Source organism: Pseudomonas sp. PA-1-6B (assembly GCF_021609545.1).
Taxonomy (GTDB): domain Bacteria; phylum Pseudomonadota; class Gammaproteobacteria; order Pseudomonadales; family Pseudomonadaceae; genus Aquipseudomonas; species Aquipseudomonas fluorescens_BV.
On the sequence record NZ_WJZM01000009.1, the window covers coordinates 82,740 to 103,352 of the forward strand.

Sequence of the window (20,613 nt, forward strand, 5' to 3'; positions counted from 1 at the left end):
ACTCTATAGAAAGCACGAAGGCGACCCGAGGGTCGCCTTCAATCGTTTCGCAAAGCAAAACTGCGTCGATTTTTACTTTTTCTTACGGATGTACAACACGAGATTGTGGTCGACCAAATCGAACCCATGCTCCTCAGCAATCTTGTGCTGCAGCGCTTCGATTTCAGGGCTGGTGAACTCGATAACCTCGTTGGTATCCAGGTCAACCATGTGGTCATGGTGACCACCGTCAGCCAATTCAAACACCGCATGACCGCCGTCGAAATTATGACGAACCACCAGCCCTGCGGCTTCAAACTGGGTCAGTACACGGTAGACCGTGGCCAGGCCGACGTCCTCGTTAGACTCCATCAGCGCCTTGTAAACATCTTCGGCACTCATGTGGCGCTGCTCAGCAGAATCGAGCATTTGTAGAATCTTGACTCGTGGCAGAGTCACTTTGAGACCGGCTTTGCGTAGTTCGCTATTTTCAACCATGGTTAGCTTTCTCGCGGATGCTGCTTCGCAGCTTCTCTTAATACGGGTATGATCGGCGTTTACGTTGTCCCAGCCAAGATAGTGGAAGTCGCCCACCGATGCAAAACACCAAGCTCTTGCTAACCAGTTTCACCTTTGTGGGACTGCTCGCACTCGCCGGTTGTTCATTCCCCGGGGTTTACAAAATCGACATCCAGCAGGGCAATGTCGTCACGCAGGACATGATAGACCAGTTACGCCCGGGAATGACCCGACGGCAAGTACGGTTTATCATGGGTAATCCCCTGCTGACCGACACTTTCCATGCCGATCGCTGGGATTATCTCTACAGCCTGCAGCCGGGTGGCGGTGAACGCCAGCAGGAGCGCGTCAGCGTCATCTTCAATGGCAATGACCAGCTCGTGAGCCTGTCCGGTGACTTCATGCCCGGCGTAAGCCGCGATGAAGCCTTGCTGGGCAAGGACAGCGGCACCAACGTGACCGCACCTGCGCAAGAAGCCGAAAAACCGAAATCCGAGGTACCGGCCAAGCCAGGTTCGTTGCTGGACACCATCCAGAAAGACATCGACAACGTGGAAACCGTGCCCGTCCCGACGCCTGAGCCTCTGGACACCAGCCCGCAATAATTTTGCGCTCGATAAAAAGCCCGGCATGCCGGGCTTTTTGTTGCCTACCATCTACATAGGCATCTACATAACCTTGGTGCGACGCTGAACCTGTGGGAGCTGGCTTGCCTGCGAAAGCGATCTGACAGTCGACCAGGATCCTGGATCAGATCGAGTACATATCCGCTATCGGAACCGCCCCCTTCCACATTTGGATCGCGGGCATCAGGCAGATATGCGCTGGCTATCAGGGCGTCATCGCAGGCAAGCCAGCTCCCACAGTTGGATCGCGGCGCTCCAGATAGCTAGGCTGCCATTTGGCAAGCTCAAGAGTTCGCCTGCCTGGCCAATGCCGCCTTGGCCGCACGCAACCTGCGCACCTCTTTAGGGTCGGCCAGCAAAGGCCGGTAGATCTCAATACGGTCGCCCGCTTGTACGAAACGCGTCCCGGCATCCGCGACAACCTTGCCAAATATACCCACCGGGCAATCAGCCAGATCAACATCAGGAAAATGCGCCGCCATTCCTGACGCCCGCACCGCCTCACGCAAGCTAGTGCCTTCAGCCACCTTTACCCCCAGCAACACCTGGCGATCCTCGGCGGCGAACACCACCTCGATCTCAACCATGCAGTTGCTTGGCGCGCTGACAGAAGGCGTCCACCAGGGTATTGGCTGCCTGATTGAACAAAGGCCCTAAAGTCGCACGAACAATCGGCCCGGCATAATCAAACGAAAGATCCAGGCTAATCTTGCAGGCCTTGTCCGTCAGCGCCTTGAAGACCCACACACCGTGCAGTTGGGTGAACGGCCCTTCCTGCAGGTTCATTTCGATGGATTGGCCCGGCACCAGCACATTGCGCGTCACAAAATGCTGGCTGAGGCCGCCCTTGGCCACCCCCACACTGGCAACCATGTGCTCGTCACTGCTCTCCAGAACCTCGGCTGTCGAGCACCAAGGCAGAAACTCCGGGTAACGCGCCACGTCGTTGACCAGGTCATAGAGCGCCTGCGCCGGATAGGGCAACAGGGCCGAACGTTGAATATGCGTCGTCATGTGAGCGTTACTTCCACTGCTTAAGGCAAACATCGCGAAAGAACAGCCCAATCCGCGAGAGAAAAAAACCAAAGAACTGCCCGCATTGTCCGGGATTCGTCCAACTCGCTCAAGCACACAGGTTGACCGTAGCCGACACGCTCGCAACTCCCTATAATGCCGCCCCTATGGCTAAACAAAAGAAACACCCCACAGGGACCATCGCGCAAAATAAAAAAGCGCGACACGATTACTTCATCGAACATCGGTTCGAGGCTGGTCTGGTCCTGGCCGGCTGGGAAGTAAAAAGTCTGCGTGCCAGCAAACTGCAGCTGGTCGACAGTTATGTGCTGCTCAAGGATGGCGAGGCATGGCTGCTTGGCAGTCATATCACCCCGTTGACCACCGCGAGCACCCACGTGATTGCCGATCCGGTGCGTACGCGCAAGCTGTTGCTCAATGCCCGCGAACTCGAAAAGCTCGCCGCAGCCGTGCAGCAAAAAGGCTACGCGTGCGTCTGCTTGTCCTGGTACTGGAGCAAGCACCTGGTCAAATGCGAGATCGCATTGGGCAAGGGCAAGAAGGAATACGACAAGCGCGACACCGAACGCGAGCGCGATTCCAATCGCGAGCTGCATCGCGCCGTGCGCAACAAGGGCAAGGAAGAGTAATCCTTGTGACGGTGTAGCCCAGGCGGGCTACATCCCTTTGCGTCGCTCCGCCCGAGCCACCCGCTGAACCTCCTGACGCACCTCCTCCAACACCTCCTGCACATACAGCAGATGCCGTGTCGAGACTTCACGCGCCTGCTCGGCCCGACCCTCGATGATGGCCAGGTACAAGTCCCGATGCTGATTGATCAGCATGTCGCGGGTCTCGGTACGCTGCTGGTACATGCCACCAATATTCGTCACCACGTTACGCTTGAGCAGGTCGAACAGCCCGCGAATGGTGTGCAGCAACACGGCGTTATGACTGGCTTCGGCAATCGCCAAGTGAAACCTTGCATCCGCAGCACCCTCCTCCACTCGGCTCACCTCGTCGGCGCGCGCATAGCAATCCTGCAACGCTTCAAACGCTGCGGTCAGCCGTTCACGGTCAACCTCCGTGGCGCGTAACGCCGCGTAATAAGCACACGAAGCCTCAAGGGTCTGGCGAAACTCCAGCAGATCGCGCTGCGCTTCGGGATTGCTTTCCAACAAGTGCAGCAGCGGATCGCTGAAGGTCGAACCCAGGGAGTCCACCACATAGTTGCCACCGCCCTGGCGACTGACCAGCAACCCCTTGGCCGCCAGTTTCTGAATCGCCTCACGCAACGACGGGCGCGACACACCAAAGCGCTCAGCCAACGCGCGCTCGGCCGGCAAGCGCTCGCCCGACTTCAGCGTGCCCTCGAGAATCATCCCCTCAAGCTGCTCGACAATATCGTCAGACAAACGGCGCTGACGCACCTGATCAAACCCCATAACTCACTCTCCACCATCCCGACCACTCGCCGGGGCCCCTATTCTGGCCTATCGACGTGCCGGCAGCACCTATCAGAACGCCTTCAATTTCGCCGATCAGAACACTCCGCCTCCCGACCTACGACCAAAGTTTCGCAGGCGGCAAATTGACACACCCCTGCCCAGCCTCTTAATCTAGCCCACAGCGATTGTAAATTGGTATTACCAATTATCCAAGCTCACCAAACAACAACAATCAGGGGCCACCCCATATGCAAACCTGGCAACAGCTTTACAGCCCACTCGGCAGCCTCGGCCTGTCCGCACTGGCCGCCGTCATTCCCATCGTATTCTTCTTCCTGGCGCTGGCCGTGTTCCGCCTCAAAGGCCATGTGGCCGGCAGCATCACCCTGGCCCTGTCGATACTGGTCGCCATTTTCGCCTTCCAGATGCCGGTAGACATGGCGCTGGCTGCGGCCGGTTACGGTTTTGCCTACGGCCTGTGGCCCATCGCCTGGATCATCGTCGCGGCAGTATTCTTGTACAAATTGACGGTCAAGAGCGGCCAGTTCGAAATCATCCGCAGCTCCGTTTTGTCGATCACCGACGACCAGCGCTTGCAGGTGTTGTTGATCGGTTTTTGCTTTGGCGCCTTCCTGGAAGGTGCGGCCGGTTTCGGCGCCCCCGTGGCGATCACCGCCGCGCTGCTGGTAGGCCTGGGTTTCAACCCGCTGTACGCCGCCGGCCTGTGCCTGATCGCCAACACCGCACCGGTAGCGTTCGGCGCCCTGGGCATCCCGATCATCGTCGCAGGCCAGGTCACCGGTATTGACGCGTTCAAGATTGGCGCCATGACCGGCCGCCAACTGCCGCTGCTGTCGCTGTTCGTGCCGTTCTGGCTGGTGTTCATGATGGACGGCCTGCGCGGCGTTCGCGAAACCTGGCCGGCAGCCTTGGTGGCCGGCTTGAGCTTTGCCGTCACCCAATATTTCACCTCGAATTTCATTGGCCCTGAGCTGCCGGACATCACCTCGGCACTCGCCAGCCTGATTGCCCTGACGCTGTTCCTGAAAGTCTGGCAACCCAAGCGCACCGCAGGCGCACAAATTGCCGGCGCCACCTCCAGCGTGGCGGTCACTTCCAGCGCCGGCGGCTTCGGCTTGCCGCGCAACACCGTGGTTTCGCCCTACAGCCTGGGGCAAATTTTCAAGGCGTGGTCGCCGTTCCTGATCCTCACCGTACTGGTGACCATCTGGACCCTCAAACCCTTCAAAGCCCTGTTCGCCGCGGGCGGTTCGATGTACGGCTGGGTGTTCAATTTCGCGATCCCGCACCTGGATCAACTGGTGGTTAAAGTCGCGCCCATCGTGACCAACCCGACCGCCATCCCGGCCGTCTTCAAGCTGGACCCGATTTCTGCCACCGGCACTGCGATCTTCTTCTCGGCACTGGTCTCCATGCTGGTGTTGAAAATCGACGTCAAAACTGGTCTTACCACTTTAAAAGAGACCTTCTTTGAGCTGCGCTGGCCGATCCTGTCCATCGGCATGGTGCTGGCGTTCGCCTTCGTCACCAACTACTCAGGCATGTCCTCGACCATGGCCCTGGTTCTGGCCGGCACCGGCGCCGCCTTCCCGTTCTTCTCGCCATTCCTTGGCTGGCTGGGGGTTTTCCTGACTGGCTCCGATACCTCATCCAACGCCCTGTTCAGCTCACTGCAAGCCACTACCGCGCACCAGATCGGCGTCAACGACACCCTGCTGGTAGCCGCGAACACCAGCGGTGGCGTGACCGGCAAAATGATCTCGCCACAGTCGATCGCCGTGGCCTGCGCCGCCACCGGCCTGGTGGGCAAGGAGTCCGACCTGTTCCGCTTTACCCTCAAGCACAGCCTGTTTTTTGCCACCATCGTCGGGCTGATCACCTTGGCGCAGGCGTACTGGTTCACCGGTATGCTGGTGCACTGAGACCTGCACGTAATAGGGTAAGAATCGACGCTGGGGCATCCTTCCGGCGTCTGCTATTTCTGGAGGACCGATGAGCCTGCCTGCTGCTTTCCTGAGCGACGTCGCACAACTGATCCCGCAAGATCGCCGCTTCGACGATCCACTTTCCACCCTCGCCTTCGGCACCGACGCCAGCTTCTACCGACTGATCCCACAGCTGGTGATCCGCGTGGAGTCAGAAGACGAAGTGGTAACACTGCTGCAACTGGCCCAGCGCGACCGCGTGCCGGTGACCTTCCGTGCCGCAGGCACCAGCCTCTCGGGCCAGGCCATCAGCGACTCGGTACTGATCGTGCTGGGTGATAACTGGAACCACCGCGAAATTCGCGGGCAAGGTACCCAGATCCGCCTGCAACCGGGCGTGATCGGCGCCCAGGCCAACGCCTGGCTCGCACCGTTCGGGCGCAAGATCGGGCCGGACCCCGCATCGATCAACGCCTGCAAAATTGGTGGCATCGTTGCCAACAATGCCAGCGGCATGTGCTGCGGTACGGCACAAAACACCTACCACACCCTGGCGGGCATCCGTCTGGTGCTGGCCGATGGCAGCCGCCTGGACACCGAAGATGCCGCCAGCGTGCAAGCCTTCCGCCAGTCACATGGCGCACTGCTTGAACGCCTGGCTACATTGGGCCGCGAGACACGGGCAAATACTGAGCTGGCGGCAAAGATCCGCCACAAATACCGACTGAAAAACACCACCGGCCTGTCACTCAATGCCTTGGTGGATTTCGATGACCCGCTGGATATCCTCAGCCACCTGCTGGTGGGCTCCGAGGGCACCCTGGGGTTTATCAGTGCGGTCACCTACGACACCGTGATCGATCACCCCAACAAAGCCTCGGCGCTGATCGTCTTCCCGGATGTCGAAACCTGCTGCAACGCAGTCACCGTGCTGAAAACCCAGCCAGTCTCCGCCGTTGAACTGCTGGACCGACGCAGCATGCGCTCGGTACAGGACAAACCGGGCATGCCTGCTTTCGTACAGCACCTATCGGAAAACGCCTGCGCACTATTGATTGAATCCCGCGCCGCTTCGCCATCGCTGCTGCACGAACAACTGACGCGCATCATGGCGTCCCTGGCGGCGTTTCCCGTGGAGAAACAAGTCGACTTCACCGAAGACCCACTGGAAAACGCACGCCTGTGGGCCATCCGCAAGGACACCTTTCCGGCCGTGGGTGCCGTGCGCAAAACCGGCACCACCGTGATCATCGAAGACGTGACCTTCCCGGTCGAACAACTGGCGATTGGCGTGAACCGCCTGATCGCACTGTTCGACAAACATCACTACGACGAAGCCATCCTTTTCGGACACGCCCTGGAAGGCAATCTGCACTTTGTGTTCACTCAAGGCTTCAACAGCAGCGAAGAAGTCGCACGCTATCAAGCGTTCATGGACGACGTCGCGCAACTGGTTGCCGTGGAGTTCGGTGGCTCGCTGAAGGCCGAACACGGCACCGGCCGCAATATGGCCCCTTTCGTCGAACTGGAATGGGGCAGCGACGCTTATCAACTGATGTGGCAGCTCAAGCGCCTGCTCGACCCTAACGGCATCCTCAACCCGGATGTGGTGCTCAGCGAAGACCCGCAAATCCACCTCAAACACCTCAAGCCCCTGCCCGCCGCCGATGAGCTTGTGGATAAGTGCATCGAGTGCGGGTTCTGCGAGCCGGTGTGCCCTTCAAAAGGCCTGACCCTGAGCCCGCGCCAGCGCATCGTGATCTGGCGCGATATTCAGGCCAAAAAACGCGCAGGCGTGGACACCACCGAACTGGAAGCGGCCTACCACTACCAGGGCATCGACACCTGCGCCGCCACCGGCTTATGCGCGCAACGTTGCCCTGTAGGCATCAATACCGGCGACCTGGTGAAAAAACTGCGCAGCCGCGAAGCCGACCGTACGAAAACCGCCGACTGGCTCGCCAGCCATTTCGCCACCGCGCTGCAAGGTGCGCGCTTCACCCTGCACGTCGCCAACGGTGCGCGCATGCTGCTGGGGGCTCCACGGCTGGCCAAGCTCTCGAGCACACTGACCAAGCTGTCCAAGGGGCAAATTCCGCAGTGGACCAACGCCATGCCACAGCCCGAAAAGGCCATCCGCTTCAGCCCCGCGGTGACGGACGCGCGCCCCCGCGTGGTTTACCTGGCCGCCTGCGTCTCTCGCGCCATGGGCCCGGCAGCCGGCGATAAAGAGCAAATGTCGCTGTACGACAAAACCCGCCAACTGCTGGAAAAAGCCGGCTACCAAGTAGTCTTCCCCGACAACCAGGACAGCCTCTGCTGCGGCCAGCCCTTCGCGTCCAAAGGCTACGCCGAGCAGGCCGAACACAAGCGCCAGGAACTGATCGGCGCCCTGCTCCACGCCAGCCGTGGGGGCCTCGACCCGATCTACTGCGACACCAGCCCCTGCACCCTGCGCCTGGTGCAAGAGTTGGAAGAAACGCGCCTGGACCTCTACGACCCGGTACGCTTTATCCGCACCCACCTGATGGACCGCCTCGACTTCACACCCCAGGAAGCACCCATCGCCGTACACGTCACCTGCAGCACCCAACATCTGGGCGAAAGCCAGGCCCTGATCGAACTGGCCCGCCGCTGCGCAAAAACCGTGGTGATCCCCGAAGGCATTCATTGCTGCGGCTTTGCCGGCGACAAAGGCTTCACCACGCCGCAACTCAACGCCCACGCCCTGCGCTCGCTCAAGGATGCCGTGCAATATTGCAGCGAAGGCATCTCCACCAGCCGCACCTGCGAGATCGGCCTGAGCCAACATGGCGGCATCGACTACCACGGCCTGGTCTATCTGGTAGACCGCGTCACCCGCGCCCGCGCCCACTGACCCGGCAAAAAAACCGAACCCTGGCGCACCGGCGCAGTCATCTGCATAGGCCTCGACAAACGAGGCCCATCAGTGATGTCGCTGGCAGCGGTTGCACGCCAGCAGCGTCGAGCCCTTTTGCGCAAGGAGACACCCTATGAAGCGTTCCGCTCTTGCTGGCTTGTTCATGACCGCTGCGATGCTCGCCTCCCCCGCTTTCGCCGCAGGTGACAAAGACCTGTGCCAGATCAACCTGGACAAAATCAACAACGGCAAAGCCCTGCTCGCCACCGACACCAGCGGTAAAAGTGGCGAAATAGACACCGCCGTCTCCCAGGCCAAGGCCGCCCACGCCGCAGGTGACGAGAAGAAGTGCATCGAAATCACCTCCAAGGCCCTGCAAGACCTACAGAACAGCGAGAAAGGCGGCCAGTAAGCGAGAGGGCCAACCTTCGGGTTGGCCTTCGCTGACGTTTTGGCGTACACTGCACAGGCTTGTCACTCACTAAGAAACAACGAGTTACAAGCACGGGGCCGTTTAGGATTCGACGCCGGTCGCGAAACTTTAGGTGCATGCCGAGTTGGTAACAGAACTCGTAAATCCACTGTTGCAACTTCTTATAGTTGCCAATGACGAAAACTACGGCCAGGAATTCGCTCTCGCTGCGTAAGCAGCCTTAGCCCTGAGCTTCTGGTACCTTCGGGTCCAGCAATCACCAGGGGATGTCTGTAAACCCAAAGTGATTGTCATATAGAACAGAATCGCCGTGCAGTACGTTGTGGACGAAGCGGCTAAAACTTACACAACTCGCCCAAAGCACCCTGCCCTTCGGGTCGCTGAGGGTTAACTTAATAGAAACGGCTACGCATGTAGTACCGACAGCGGAGTACTGGCGGACGGGGGTTCAAATCCCCCCGGCTCCACCAAATGAACGAAAAAAGACGCCTGAAAGCGTCTTTTTTTGTGCCTAAAATCCAGCAAATACAGGGATTTCAGCGCCTGCGGTGTCCGCGGGCACCCAAGAACAGCGACGCTCTATGGCGTTCCAAATGGCATTCCAAGTCCAATAGGGCGATTTTTCGGAATGCCAACCCACTCTGGAATGCCAATGTACGCACATACGGTTCGCCTCTTTAACTCAAAGTAGCAGCGTGGTCTTTCATTCAGATTGATCAGTACCTTAGGCTGAAACAGCGGGCAAATACTGTATATAATCACAGGATAAAATCATATATCCGAAACACCTGGATCTGCCTGCTCACTCTTCAATACTATCGCTCGGTAGCGTCTGAAGAGACCAGCATAGGGCTGTGCTTAAGAGAGATCCCCCGGGTTTCAACGCGGCTGAAGGAGCTCAACCATGTGGGTACCACCTAGCGAATCCGATGCAATATTTCTAGATGAGCTCAACGACACATGTGACACCTGTAATCTCAAACCAATCCAGCCGTCAGGAGGCCCAACCCATTGTGATTGCTTGCGGGGCAACCCATTTTCCATCACTATTGCCCCCTCGGCGCCTACCGAGCTGCCTCTAGGCTGCATGCCGAGTAAGCATCAAGCAGTGGTGCCCCAAAAAGATCACCTTCATGCTGCCTATATACGCGCAAGCATAGGGCTTCGCGAGACGCTCCCTACCCTGACAACGACCGTATCCGGGCAGGAGCCCATGAAAAATTTCGAAACCCTCTCCTCACTACCCGCCCACGCGCAACCTTTGATGTTCGCAGATCTTTTTGCGGGCTGCGGAGGCTTATCTCTAGGTCTATCGCTCGCAGGGCTAAACGGCGTTTTTGCCGTCGAACGCGACAAAATGGCATTTTCGACCCTTTCGGCAAACCTGCTCGAGGGGCGTGACGTGCCTGCACCTCAATTCCAATGGCCCGATTGGCTGGAGAAAAAAGCCTGGGGGATCGATGAAATTCTTGAACAGCACCCAGTTAAACTTTCCGAGCTCAAGGGCAAAGTACATGTACTTGCAGGAGGCCCTCCCTGCCAGGGGTTCAGCTTCGCAGGGAAACGACTAGAGTCCGACCCCAGAAACCAACTGTTTGAGAAGTATGTGGAAATGGTCAAGGCCATTCAGCCTGCAGCTATTGTCTTGGAAAACGTCCCGGGGATGAAGGTCGCGCACAAAGCCAAATATTGGAAAGAAGAGCTTGGCGTAACGAAAGTGAAGCCCCACTCCTACTATGACAAGCTTGTAGAGAGCCTGAATAGGGTTGGCTATCAGGTCCATGGCCAAATCATTGACTCCTCACTCTTCGGAGTACCCCAGAAGCGTCCACGCCTAATCGTAATAGGAATTCGCAAGGATCTTGCTCGTCATCTTCCCGGTGGTGTCATCCGAGCTTTCGAAATACTAGAAGAAGCAAGGTTGAACCAACTGCAGGAGCTTGGACTTGCAGAAATAGTCACTGCTTCAGAGGCCATTTCGGATCTGGAAATAAAGCACGTAGGGACCAGACCATGCCGTGATCCATCCTCTCGTACTGGCTTTCAAGAGCTCGCTTATAAAGGGCCTCGGACACATTACCAAGCGCTCATGCATCAAGGGTGCGGCGACTCCATGGACAGCGTGCGCTTAGCAAAACACAAGCCCGAAATCAGTGAGCGGTTTATGAGGATCATCCAAGACCCCGCGTGTATTAGGGGGGGCTTGATGAGCTTGGCCCAGAGAGAAAAATATGGTCTCAAGAAACATCGCATTTGCTTAATGCACGAGGAAAATCCGGCACCAACAATAACAACGTTGCCCGACGATGTGCTCCACTACAGCGAACCCAGAATACTGACCGTCCGAGAGTCTGCACGCCTGCAGTCGTTTCCCGACTGGTTCCAGTTCCGAGGAAAATTCACCACGGGCGGGAGCCAGCGTACTAAAGAATGCCCACGCTACACTCAGGTGGGCAACGCAGTTCCTCCTTACCTTGCAAGAGCCATTGGCCTAGCCATCGAATCGGTACTAAAAGAAGCCATGGCCACAGCTAGTCAACAAACAATCACTGAGCAAGAACAAGAAATCTTAGCCATAGCTTGAAAACATAGGAGTGGAGGGGAATGGATAGCACCCAAATGGAAGGGGCGCGCTACCCCGCAGCCCTTGTCGACTGGGCCGGCCATCACTCGGGGGGAGTGAAGCGGCTTTTAGACAACGAAAGCGGCCAGCCTAACAAACTATTATTAAGGACAAGCCTTCTGGCTCGACTCCAAGCCTGGGCCGAAAAGCTTCCGGCCGACAGCACGAGCATCCCGAGGATTATCCTTCTGGTTGGCGGACCAGGTAATGGAAAAACCGAAGCGATCGAGTCCACTATCCACTGCCTAGACGCGAGCCTAGGCTGTGGGGGACAGCTCATCGAAGAGCTGTCAAAGGCGTTCCATCCATCCGCCGGCTTCAAAGTCCCAAGAATAGTAAGCGTCGATGCTGGAAGCCTTTCAAGATTCGATAGTAGCCTGAGCTTGGATATAGTTCAGGACGCTACTTCTACAGCCGGTCACGAGGGAAGCACTGCACCAGCACTCCTTATCGAGGAGCTCGGCCGGCTTCTAGATGGGCCACCATCCCAAGCTTACCTATGCTGCGTTAACCGTGGCGTCCTCGATGATGCGTTGATCCATGCTATCGACAATAATCTGGAAAAACCGCGCATCATCCTCGAGGCTATTACGAGGGCTGTGAGCCTAGCGTACGATGCCCCTTCATGCTGGCCACTCGAGGGCTTCCCATCGATTGCAGTCTGGCCAATGGATGCAGAGTCCCTTCTAGTCAAGCCTGACGACGAGACTTCGGCGCCAGCGGAAATCCTCATCGGCCAGGCCACTGCATCCGAAATGTGGCCCGCAAAGGGAGCATGTCCAGCGGGAGAAAAATGCCCCTTCTGTACCAGCCAGGCTATCTTAGCCAGAGACGAGCACCGAACAGCGTTACTAAAGATACTACGCTGGTATGAGCTGGCCAGCGGCAAGCGTTGGAGCTTCCGTGACCTTTTCTCCCTTACCTCGTACTTGTTGGCTGGGCACCATCCTATAGTTCATGACTCAGCAAGACATACACACCAATCAACACCTTGCCAATGGGCCGAGAACCTAGTCGAACTTGACCACAAAGCAGCAGGCACAAAAAAGCACAACCGACAAACGCTCACTGCGATTTTTCACCTAGCAACGTCAAGCTACCAACATGCACTTTTCCATCGTTGGGACAAGGATGCAGCGACCTCGCTCCGCCGTGATCTCAAAGACTTAGGGCTCGAAAAGGAGTTAGATGCCGAAGCTGGGCGAACCCTGATGGGTCTTGTGCATTTTCTCGCAGAGAGAAAGACACATTACCTACCGGCTACAATTGCGCCATTGCTGGAAGGCCTTGTCGAGACCTTAGACCCAGCATTCGCAAGTCCCGACAGTCAGGTCGCCGTAAGTAGCCAGAGCATGATTAGCCTCGGCGACCTCGACATTCGCTTTAGTCGCTCCCTCGCCGGCGGAATAGAGTTCATCCGCAAATATAAAGTGTTATCGCGAAACGAGATTGAGCTACTCAAGCGACTCTCCAATGCAGATGAAATGCTTTCTATGCCAATTGTCCGACGAAGGAGACCCGTCGCAGCCAGTCGTGTTCAACATTTACTTCGCGACTTTGCTTGCCGCCTAGTCCGCAGAAGCATTTGCACCCGAACGGCAGTAGTTGCCGATTTCAAGATCCTGCAGGCTTTCCAACTAGTCGTCGAACAGAATGACAAGCACCAGCTTTACGAGGTTGTGCAGCAAGTGAAGGGCCTGCTGAATACCGGTCAGGAATTCGAGGTCTCGCTAACCACTACATTTGGACAACCACTTCCACCCAAGCAACGTCAGGCGACATTGGTTGTGCCTCTACGTCAGGTCAGGATGCTGCCCCAGAACACTTCAGGACGACCTCGCTCCCCAATCTGTTACCTCGGGGTCGGCCATGTGCAATCGGCGCAACCAATCCCTCTTACCTATGACTTGTTCAAAGCAGTGAAGGAGCTAGAAAGGGGGTTATCCCCTGCCTCCCTCCCTCGTACAGTCTTGGCCCTATTGGATACAACAAAAGCTCGTCTTTCTGGTTCCATTGTCCGGGATGAGGAACTTCTCGAGCATGCCAAAATTCGTATCGGGTCAGACGGCACTGTAGTAGCTCGCTCATGGGATGGCTTAGTTGCGAGCAAGGAGGAGGTCGTATGAGCCTTATGGAATTCAAGCAAGCACCTTGGCGCTTCTCCAATAGCATTTATCAGAAGTCGGCCCTAGCTATGAGCCCTGCGCCGGAATACGCAAGTTCAGAGGTCCTGCTAGCCTCGCTCTACCGGACGATAGGCTTTGAATCAGCGAGCGAAGGCAGCGTGCCACAGGCGGGACGTGATCTAGATAGGCGCATACAGAAGCTTCGAGAAAAGAGCCAACTGCCGCCAATTGGAGCGGTAATTGGCGTGGATGCCTGGCATACCGTGCTTCACGGTATATTGGAGAGTCCAAAACTTCCTAACCAATCCTCTAAACGCTTTGTGCAGGTTACTCCTCTCGTACCAGGAGCAGCGATCTTCTCCGGCTCCGCTCGTCTAAGTAGCAACTCCTGGCCTGCCGGCAGCTTGATACGCCGGATGGTCTGCCTGGGTTCAAAGGATCAGGAGTCAGCGCAGCGCCTTTGGAAACATCTCTTTGACTCTCTAAGTGTCAATGATAAAGACGACTTCTTCGCCCGCTGGCTTGAGCAGGAGACATCGTCGTGGAATCAAGGCGGGGGTACATGGTCTCAAGTGCGGATTCCGGAAGAGGACGCGGCAACACTGACGGCATCCGACTTTCAGGAAATTCACTTCCTGCCAGCCAGACGATTTACCAAAGACCTGCAAGCCATCATGCAGGCGAAAGACTCCATGACTCGCCGGCAATGGACTAGTTTATTAGAGGCTGTGTTGCGTCTAGGAGCAGTGTCCCATGTGACGTGGTTATGTGACGTCCACGCGAGGATTTGGAGCTGTCTCTCTACAGCACTTACCGAAGGCGCGGCGCCTAACGAGCAAGAGGTTAGGATCGCAATTTTCCCTGAGGCCCCGCAATACATGGCTTACGGCGGAAAGGCTCTTCAAGGTATCAAAGACAAGGTTTCCAGCTACCTAAACGCCAGGCTGGGGATCAATACGCTCCTTTGGTCACTCAAGCAAATAGGAGCCCCCTACGAGGGCGACTTCTCCTCAAGTAAAGGAATTGCCGCACTTTGCCAGCATATCCAAAACCATAGAAATACACTCCTTCGCGTAGGGACTCTCGAAACCATTATCGATATACGTGAGCAAGAGGCTCGCGCGTTGTTATGCAGGAAAGGCATCGGCTCGAATCTGCTCGAGTTCGCGAGGCACGCGCTAGGGCAACGCCAGACTGCAGTCCCGTTGCTCAGAGGGTATGACCAGGGATATATCCTCAAGAAGAAAGGGAGCAGTCCATCCAGTCCATGGATCGTATCCCTTGGACCTGTAGCTGTGTTGGCTCTAGTCCACTGCGCCCTCGCCGGGATGGGTGGACCTCGCTCAATCCATAGATTAGGGCTACATCTCGAAGCCTACGGCGTCACCGTAGATAAACACGATATAGCCAGGAATGACTTGGGCCACCAGCTAAGGATGCTCGGTCTTGTGCTCGATAGCCCAGATGCCGAGAGCGGCATGCTGCTATTGCCACCGTTCCACACGAGCCAAGTCCTTCAGGAATACGAACATGAATAAACTCGCAAACTGGCTCGCAACAATTGTCCGTGAAAAAGCGTCGGGTGCAACGCAGGGGCTTAGCGGCAAGAAATTTGAGTACCGGCTGATTTTCCGCGGCCCCCCCCTCGAGATTCTCGAGCAAGTGTACGAAGAGCTTGCTCGTGATGGGGGAATTCAAGTTATGTCTGGGATAGACGGTAGTATGGTGACTCTACCGGTACTGCTCCAGTATCCAACCGACCAGATGAATAGCCATAAGCTTCGTATCGGGGAGTCTGGCAAATGCGATAACGACCACTTGCTGGATGTACGAAATGATCCAAATAATTCCAGTTTCGTTGCGCTAGTTCCTGCAGGCCAGCACAACAATCTTTCGATCGAATCTTCAAGTGATGTCTTCGGCATGAGTGCCGATCTCGAAAAATGGTGGGACGACGGTTTCGTGCAGCAATCGGTAAATGTGGCAGTGCTCGTCGCAGGTATCGTAGATTCGCAGAGAGACGATGCGAAGCAATTAATCCGTGCAGCTGCAAACTCCATCGACGAAGTGGATTCAGAACACGCCAACCACGCCGCTTCATGGCGCATGCTATCTCGCATATTTTCGATAGAGACCGCCCAACTACATCTCTCACCTGGAAATGCGCTTGCTCTGGCATGCGGTCTCCCCCCAATGGCAGACAATGGGATCTCGTCGAAGGCCCAGCTCTCCGTCATAGATAAAATTGCACATGAGCTTGCTGATGGTTTCAAGACTGGTATTGAACGTCTAGCACACGGTGCCCCTGACGATATTGTTCAAGCTCTTCGAGAGTTGCTCCACCACCTTCAAACAAGCTGCGACGTACCTACAGCCTTTGAACGAGCAACCCAAGCTTTTTATTTGCCAGGGAAAACTCTATCGCTAGTTTCTCCGCCCCATTGGTGGACGCTACTAACTATAGAGCAATGGACTGATCTGCTTGCCGACGAGCCCGATGAAGTCATCGGAGAGATCAGCATTCGATGCACGAATAGTATTATTCCCGCAACCAAGGGTTTACCAGCGATCGTGCGCGACAAGGTAGAACTAGCCGTCTCTACGAACGAAAGCGGTCAACCAGAAGAGTTTCTACTGACCGGAGGTTCCTATGGTAAGGCGCCAACCCCGTTACAAGCATCCTCTAGCGGAATTAATGAATACACAGATCGTTTCCCTCCCGCACATAAGGCACCGATAACCTATAAGGTTGCCTCCACGGGGTGTAAGCCTGCAAGTATCCGGGTTATTTCCTTAATAAACTGGAAGCCAGGGATACTGGTAACCTGCCGACTAGCGACAAAACTGTCACCGCCTAAAAAACCTAGTAAAAAGACTGCAGCGATGGACTGGGAGACATCCCTTTCGCTACCCGGTTCAGGTCGATATGAGCTGCGACTCCATCTGTCACCAGGTGCTACCGTTGGCAACGTGGAGGGAATGCCGGACGACGCTACTGAACTAGAAGGACAGCAACAACCCCTCGACGCGCGCCTCGTAGGAGAGGATGAATATCTAGTAGAAGTGGAGGCCGACGGTAAGTACCAACTAGATATAGCCTTCAATCTCTTGGACGAGACCTCCCCTCAAACTTGCAGAGTTTACCTTGCTTGCGATGAGGCAAAGGAGGAAGGCTGCCGGAGCGAGTTCGAGCGCCTGATCAAGTTGAACCGTCGACATCTCGACAAGTTCGATACCAAGGCCGTCGTGCATCTGGACCGGAATGCGCGAGCTTCAAGCTTGCAGTCTTGGATACTAGAGGAGCAGAACGTAGCCGAATCGTTCAGACCTCTAGTGATAGCAGATGACTACGTATCTAGTTGGGTTCCACCCAACTGGAATGCCACTAATGGCCCCATTCTCTCGCAAGGCCGCTTCCTTCATGATCCGCGCCCCAATATCCTGAGCTTCCAGCCACCAAAGGGATTCGTGGAAACTCGCCAAGAGATTGCAAAATACATACGAGGCGAAGATCAAGCGGGGCTCATCGAGTCTGCTACGCTAGGAGCCTGGCTCTCGGAAGACACTCAGTTTCGCGTTCTCGCCGAAACCTATCTCGATGCTTACATGTCCTGGCTCGACACTGACCCGGACATTGCTTGTTGGATAGATACCGTTGCAGTCTGCTCGCTAGAACTAGACGGACGAACCCTTAGTAGAATTCCAGAAGCAATCATCCTTTCCCCCCTTCATCCATTACGACTTGCATGGCATTGTCTTGCTCAGAAAGTCCTACGGGACGAGGTGGAAGGCGATTCACCCTTGCCTTGTCCGGCGGCAAGTATTTTTGACCCAGATTGTGTTCCCGACCTGCTGACCATCTCGCTTCAGTCCCCGAGTGGCGTTGAGCGGATAGACTTCTTGTCCGTCGAATGCAGTTCCGACTACTGGTCTGTCCTTTGGAATGGCTCTCGCCTGGGCCAGCTACCAGCCCGTACCCGCCGCCCCCCATTCGACAACACCTTCGGCCTAACTGTCGGCGGTATCTCAAGTGGATTCAGCCCCGCTCAGGTTTCGCGCGCACTCGACGATGTAACCAACCTTCTTGCAGCAAAGCCCATTATCAGTCTAGTAGTGTCTAGCGCAGGTGGTACCACTGATGCCTGCAACGAAGGTTTGACCAACTGGTGTACAAAGCGGTTCGGTAACGGAGGCGCGAACACACCTATGCAAAGCGTCGGTGCGAAGATTTTGGAAGTTTTCGATACTAGGCTTTCAGGAAGGCCTGACCAGGCTACGATCGCCAACCTCTCCGAGGACACCGATAACCACGTTCGCTGGTATGACAAACAACCGTTAGGCGCCACGCCGGATCTAGGCATCATTGCACAACTGGATTCGGCAGAACCTGGCTCCAAGGAGGTAGGCATGCTCTCACCGATAGGCGTTGGCGGCCTAATCAGACACAGAGTCAGGCGCCAGCTTCAAGGCTCATTCCTAAGCGAATCCCGTCAAGGCCGGCAGATGCCTCCCTCTGGCGAACAATTCGCCGACAAGGTTTCAGCATGCATGCTTATGGTTGAAAGGATGAGGGACAGTAAGGTTGGACTGCAGTTCTCGCCTAGCGTCCACGCAGTGTCCGACATGCTTAAGGAAAATAGCGCCGGCTATGTTGCAGTATCGTCCTCTGCAATTGACCCAGCTTGTTTTTTGGGTGGCTGGATCGAAGGCACTTACCTGTGGGACTACGATCTCCCTTCGTACTCCCATCGCGCAGGCGATACCAGCGGCTACTACCTCTTGTCGCAGGTCAAGCAAGCCGATCGTGATGCCTTACGCCGTGTTCTGAAGCCCCTTCCAGGATGCGACAACTTAGACGACTCAAAGATCGAGCAGATTCTTCTAGAGGTCGCTAGGAGAGGAATCCCCACCGTTCGCGGTCTCTCCGGGGACGATACAGGCGCTACAGGCGACCTGGGCCTATTCCTAGCGGTCCGACTTCTTCAAGACCAGTTCCGGACCGAAGGAAACCTGAACAGCTTGTTACCAGTGCTCGCGGGGTCGCCAGAGGAGATCACAATCGCGATAATCGTTCCCGTCGACCCGTTCAGAGGTTATCTTGCCGACCTTGCACGCTCGCTAGGCAAGGAACGCAAAGAAACGTCCCTTTCACGCCCCGACTTGCTTGTAGTAGGAGTGCGAATCAGCAACGACAAAGTTCATCTGCATCTGACGCCGATAGAGGTCAAGTGCCGCCAAGGAAGCGTGTTCGGAGCCAGCGACTCCGTCGAAGCCCTTTCTCAAGCCAGAGCACTCTCACAACTCTTGCAAGCCATCGAAGATCGCGCCAATAAATCTTTGGCATGGAGCTTGGCCTACCAACATCTACTACTCTCGATGATTGGCTTTGGCTTACGAGTCTACAGTCAGCATCAGGCAGTAGAAGGACAAGCTACCCGCTGGGCCGGGTACCACGAGCTAATCGCCGCAGCGATCCTCGATCCTGACTCGAGACCTACTCTAGACTTACGGGGAAGACTTATCGTCGTAGACGAATCAAGCCTCAGCGGCCCACATAATCGTGACGGCGACAATTTCGACGAGACGATTGTCATTTCAAGCAAGGATGCAGGCCGTATCGTACTCGACAGTGATCCACAGTCGTTCTACGACGCCGTGCGGGCCAAGGTGGGCAACTGGGGATTATTACCTCCCTTGTTAGCCCAGGCTACCAGCTCGCCTCCTTTCGACAGTTCTGCGGCGGAAAGCGAGTGGTCGGTAAACCCTTCGATAACTTCGAACAACGAACCCGTTATGCAGTTAATCAATGAAGAAACATCCTCCAGCAATGCAAATGGAGAGATCGCACCTTCCTTGACACCTGACGAGTTTGGCGCAGGCGTGATCCTCTCCGTAGGCAAAACAGTTGATGGTTTCGAGCCAAGACAGCTAAGCCTGAACATATCCGATACTCGACTCAATCAGTTGAACATCGGTGTGGCAGGTGATCTCGGCACAGGTAAGACCCAATTCCTCAAGTCACTTATCCTGCAGATATCCAGAGCCAGTGATGCAAACCGTGGGATCAAGCCACGCTTCTTGATCTTCGATTATAAAAGCGACTTTAGTAGCCCGGATTTCGTAGAGGCTACCGGGGCAAAGGTGGTGAAGCCCTATCACCTTCCTCTAAATCTCTTCGACATCACCGGAATGGGGGAATCTTCAGCGCCATGGCTGGATCGCTTCCGGTTTTTCGCAGATGTCCTCGACAAGGTTTACTCGGGAATAGGTCCCGTGCAGCGCGACAAACTCAAAGCAGCCGTCCGTAACGCGTACGAGGCAGCTAATGCTCAAGACCGCCAGCCTACAATCTACGACATCCATGCAGAGTACAGAGAAATACTGGGCGGGAAGTCGGACGCACCAATGGCAATCATTGACGATCTGGTGGACATGGAGGTGTTTGCAAAGGCCAAAGGGGAAACAAAACCTTTTGACGAATTCTTCGATGGCGTTGTGGTGATATCCCTAAGCTCCATGGGACAAGACGACCGCAGCAAGAATATGCTCGTTGCCATCTTACTAAACATGTTTTACGAGAACATGCTCAAGGTACCCAAGCGAGCTTTTACTGGCACAGACCCGCAGCTCAGGGCGATCGACTCCTACTTATTGGTGGACGAAGCTGACAATATCATGCGTTACGAGTTCGACGTTCTACGCAAGTTGTTGCTACAGGGCCGGGAGTTTGGAACTGGCGTGATACTGGCATCCCAATTCCTTAGGCACTTTAAGGTCGGTGCGACCGACTACAGGGAACCGCTACTATCCTGGTTCATCCACAAGGTACCAAACATCACGCCTGCCGAACTGGGAGTCCTCGGCTTTACATCGGATCTTGCAGAGCTATCAGAGCGTGTGAAGACGCTACCTAATCATCACTGCCTCTATAAATCTTTCGATATATCAGGAGAGGTAATTCGCGGTCTACCTTTCTACGAACTGGTTAAGGAGGGAGATGAAAGCCCAAAATAGGAGC

At 55.9% G+C, this 20,613-nt stretch carries 13 protein-coding genes and 1 other RNA gene; 10 read left to right on the top strand and 4 right to left on the bottom strand.

Annotation, left to right across the window (positions count from 1 at the left end; all coding sequences use genetic code 11):
- Positions 1-72 precede the first annotated feature (72 nt).
- Complete coding sequence (gene fur, locus GIV35_RS07265; protein ID WP_003194220.1) at positions 73-477, bottom strand: ferric iron uptake transcriptional regulator; 405 nt, start codon at positions 475-477, stop codon at positions 73-75.
- Positions 478-575: 98 nt separating this feature from the next.
- Between fur and GIV35_RS07270 the strand changes: the two genes are divergently transcribed.
- Complete coding sequence (locus GIV35_RS07270) at positions 576-1,103, top strand: outer membrane protein assembly factor BamE (protein WP_019817954.1); 528 nt, start codon at positions 576-578, stop codon at positions 1,101-1,103.
- Positions 1,104-1,408: 305 nt separating this feature from the next.
- On the opposite strand, the gene GIV35_RS07275 is transcribed toward GIV35_RS07270, so the two are convergent.
- On the bottom strand, positions 1,409-1,711 hold the full coding sequence (locus tag GIV35_RS07275) for an RnfH family protein (protein ID WP_034126996.1): 303 nt from the start codon (positions 1,709-1,711) through the stop codon (positions 1,409-1,411).
- Positions 1,704-2,138, bottom strand: coding sequence for a type II toxin-antitoxin system RatA family toxin (locus GIV35_RS07280; protein ID WP_003194226.1), 435 nt, complete (start codon positions 2,136-2,138; stop codon positions 1,704-1,706). The genes GIV35_RS07275 and GIV35_RS07280 overlap by 8 nt, the downstream gene beginning before the upstream one ends.
- Before the next feature lie 167 nt (positions 2,139-2,305).
- On the opposite strand from GIV35_RS07280, the gene smpB reads away from it, so the two are divergent.
- Complete coding sequence (gene smpB, locus GIV35_RS07285; RefSeq protein WP_014719962.1) at positions 2,306-2,788, top strand: SsrA-binding protein SmpB; 483 nt, start codon at positions 2,306-2,308, stop codon at positions 2,786-2,788.
- A gap of 27 nt (positions 2,789-2,815) precedes the next feature.
- Here smpB and GIV35_RS07290 read toward each other — a convergent pair whose 3' ends face one another.
- Positions 2,816-3,583 carry an FCD domain-containing protein gene (locus GIV35_RS07290; RefSeq protein ID WP_014719963.1) on the bottom strand — a complete coding sequence of 256 codons (768 nt, stop codon included), beginning with the start codon at positions 3,581-3,583 and terminating at the stop codon, positions 2,816-2,818.
- Between the two features lie 251 nt (positions 3,584-3,834).
- Here GIV35_RS07290 and GIV35_RS07295 point away from each other — a divergent pair, with 251 nt between their 5' ends.
- From GIV35_RS07295 to GIV35_RS07330, 8 genes are all read left to right on the top strand, one after another.
- Positions 3,835-5,529, top strand: coding sequence for a lactate permease LctP family transporter (locus GIV35_RS07295; protein ID WP_020301770.1), 1,695 nt, complete (start codon positions 3,835-3,837; stop codon positions 5,527-5,529).
- A gap of 70 nt (positions 5,530-5,599) precedes the next feature.
- On the top strand, positions 5,600-8,410 hold the full coding sequence (locus GIV35_RS07300) for an FAD-binding and (Fe-S)-binding domain-containing protein (protein WP_236264481.1): 2,811 nt from the start codon (positions 5,600-5,602) through the stop codon (positions 8,408-8,410).
- Between the two features lie 136 nt (positions 8,411-8,546).
- Positions 8,547-8,825, top strand: coding sequence for a hypothetical protein (locus tag GIV35_RS07305; RefSeq protein ID WP_020301768.1), 279 nt, complete (start codon positions 8,547-8,549; stop codon positions 8,823-8,825).
- A gap of 94 nt (positions 8,826-8,919) precedes the next feature.
- Positions 8,920-9,316, top strand: a transfer-messenger RNA (tmRNA) gene (gene ssrA / locus GIV35_RS07310).
- Between the two features lie 434 nt (positions 9,317-9,750).
- Entirely contained in the window at positions 9,751-11,430 is a 1,680-nt protein-coding gene (locus GIV35_RS07315) for a DNA cytosine methyltransferase (protein WP_442962631.1), read from the top strand.
- Positions 11,431-11,450: 20 nt separating this feature from the next.
- Positions 11,451-13,595: a hypothetical protein gene (locus GIV35_RS07320; RefSeq protein ID WP_236264479.1), complete on the top strand. Its 2,145-nt coding sequence runs from the start codon at positions 11,451-11,453 to the stop codon at positions 13,593-13,595.
- The gene (locus GIV35_RS07325; protein ID WP_236264478.1) at positions 13,592-15,133 is read left to right on the top strand and encodes a hypothetical protein; all 1,542 of its coding nucleotides are present in this window, start codon (positions 13,592-13,594) and stop codon (positions 15,131-15,133) included. The genes GIV35_RS07320 and GIV35_RS07325 overlap by 4 nt, the downstream gene beginning before the upstream one ends.
- Complete coding sequence (locus GIV35_RS07330; protein ID WP_236264477.1) at positions 15,126-20,609, top strand: ATP-binding protein; 5,484 nt, start codon at positions 15,126-15,128, stop codon at positions 20,607-20,609. Before GIV35_RS07325 ends, GIV35_RS07330 begins: the two co-directional genes overlap by 8 nt.
- The last annotated feature ends 4 nt before the right edge of the window (positions 20,610-20,613 follow it).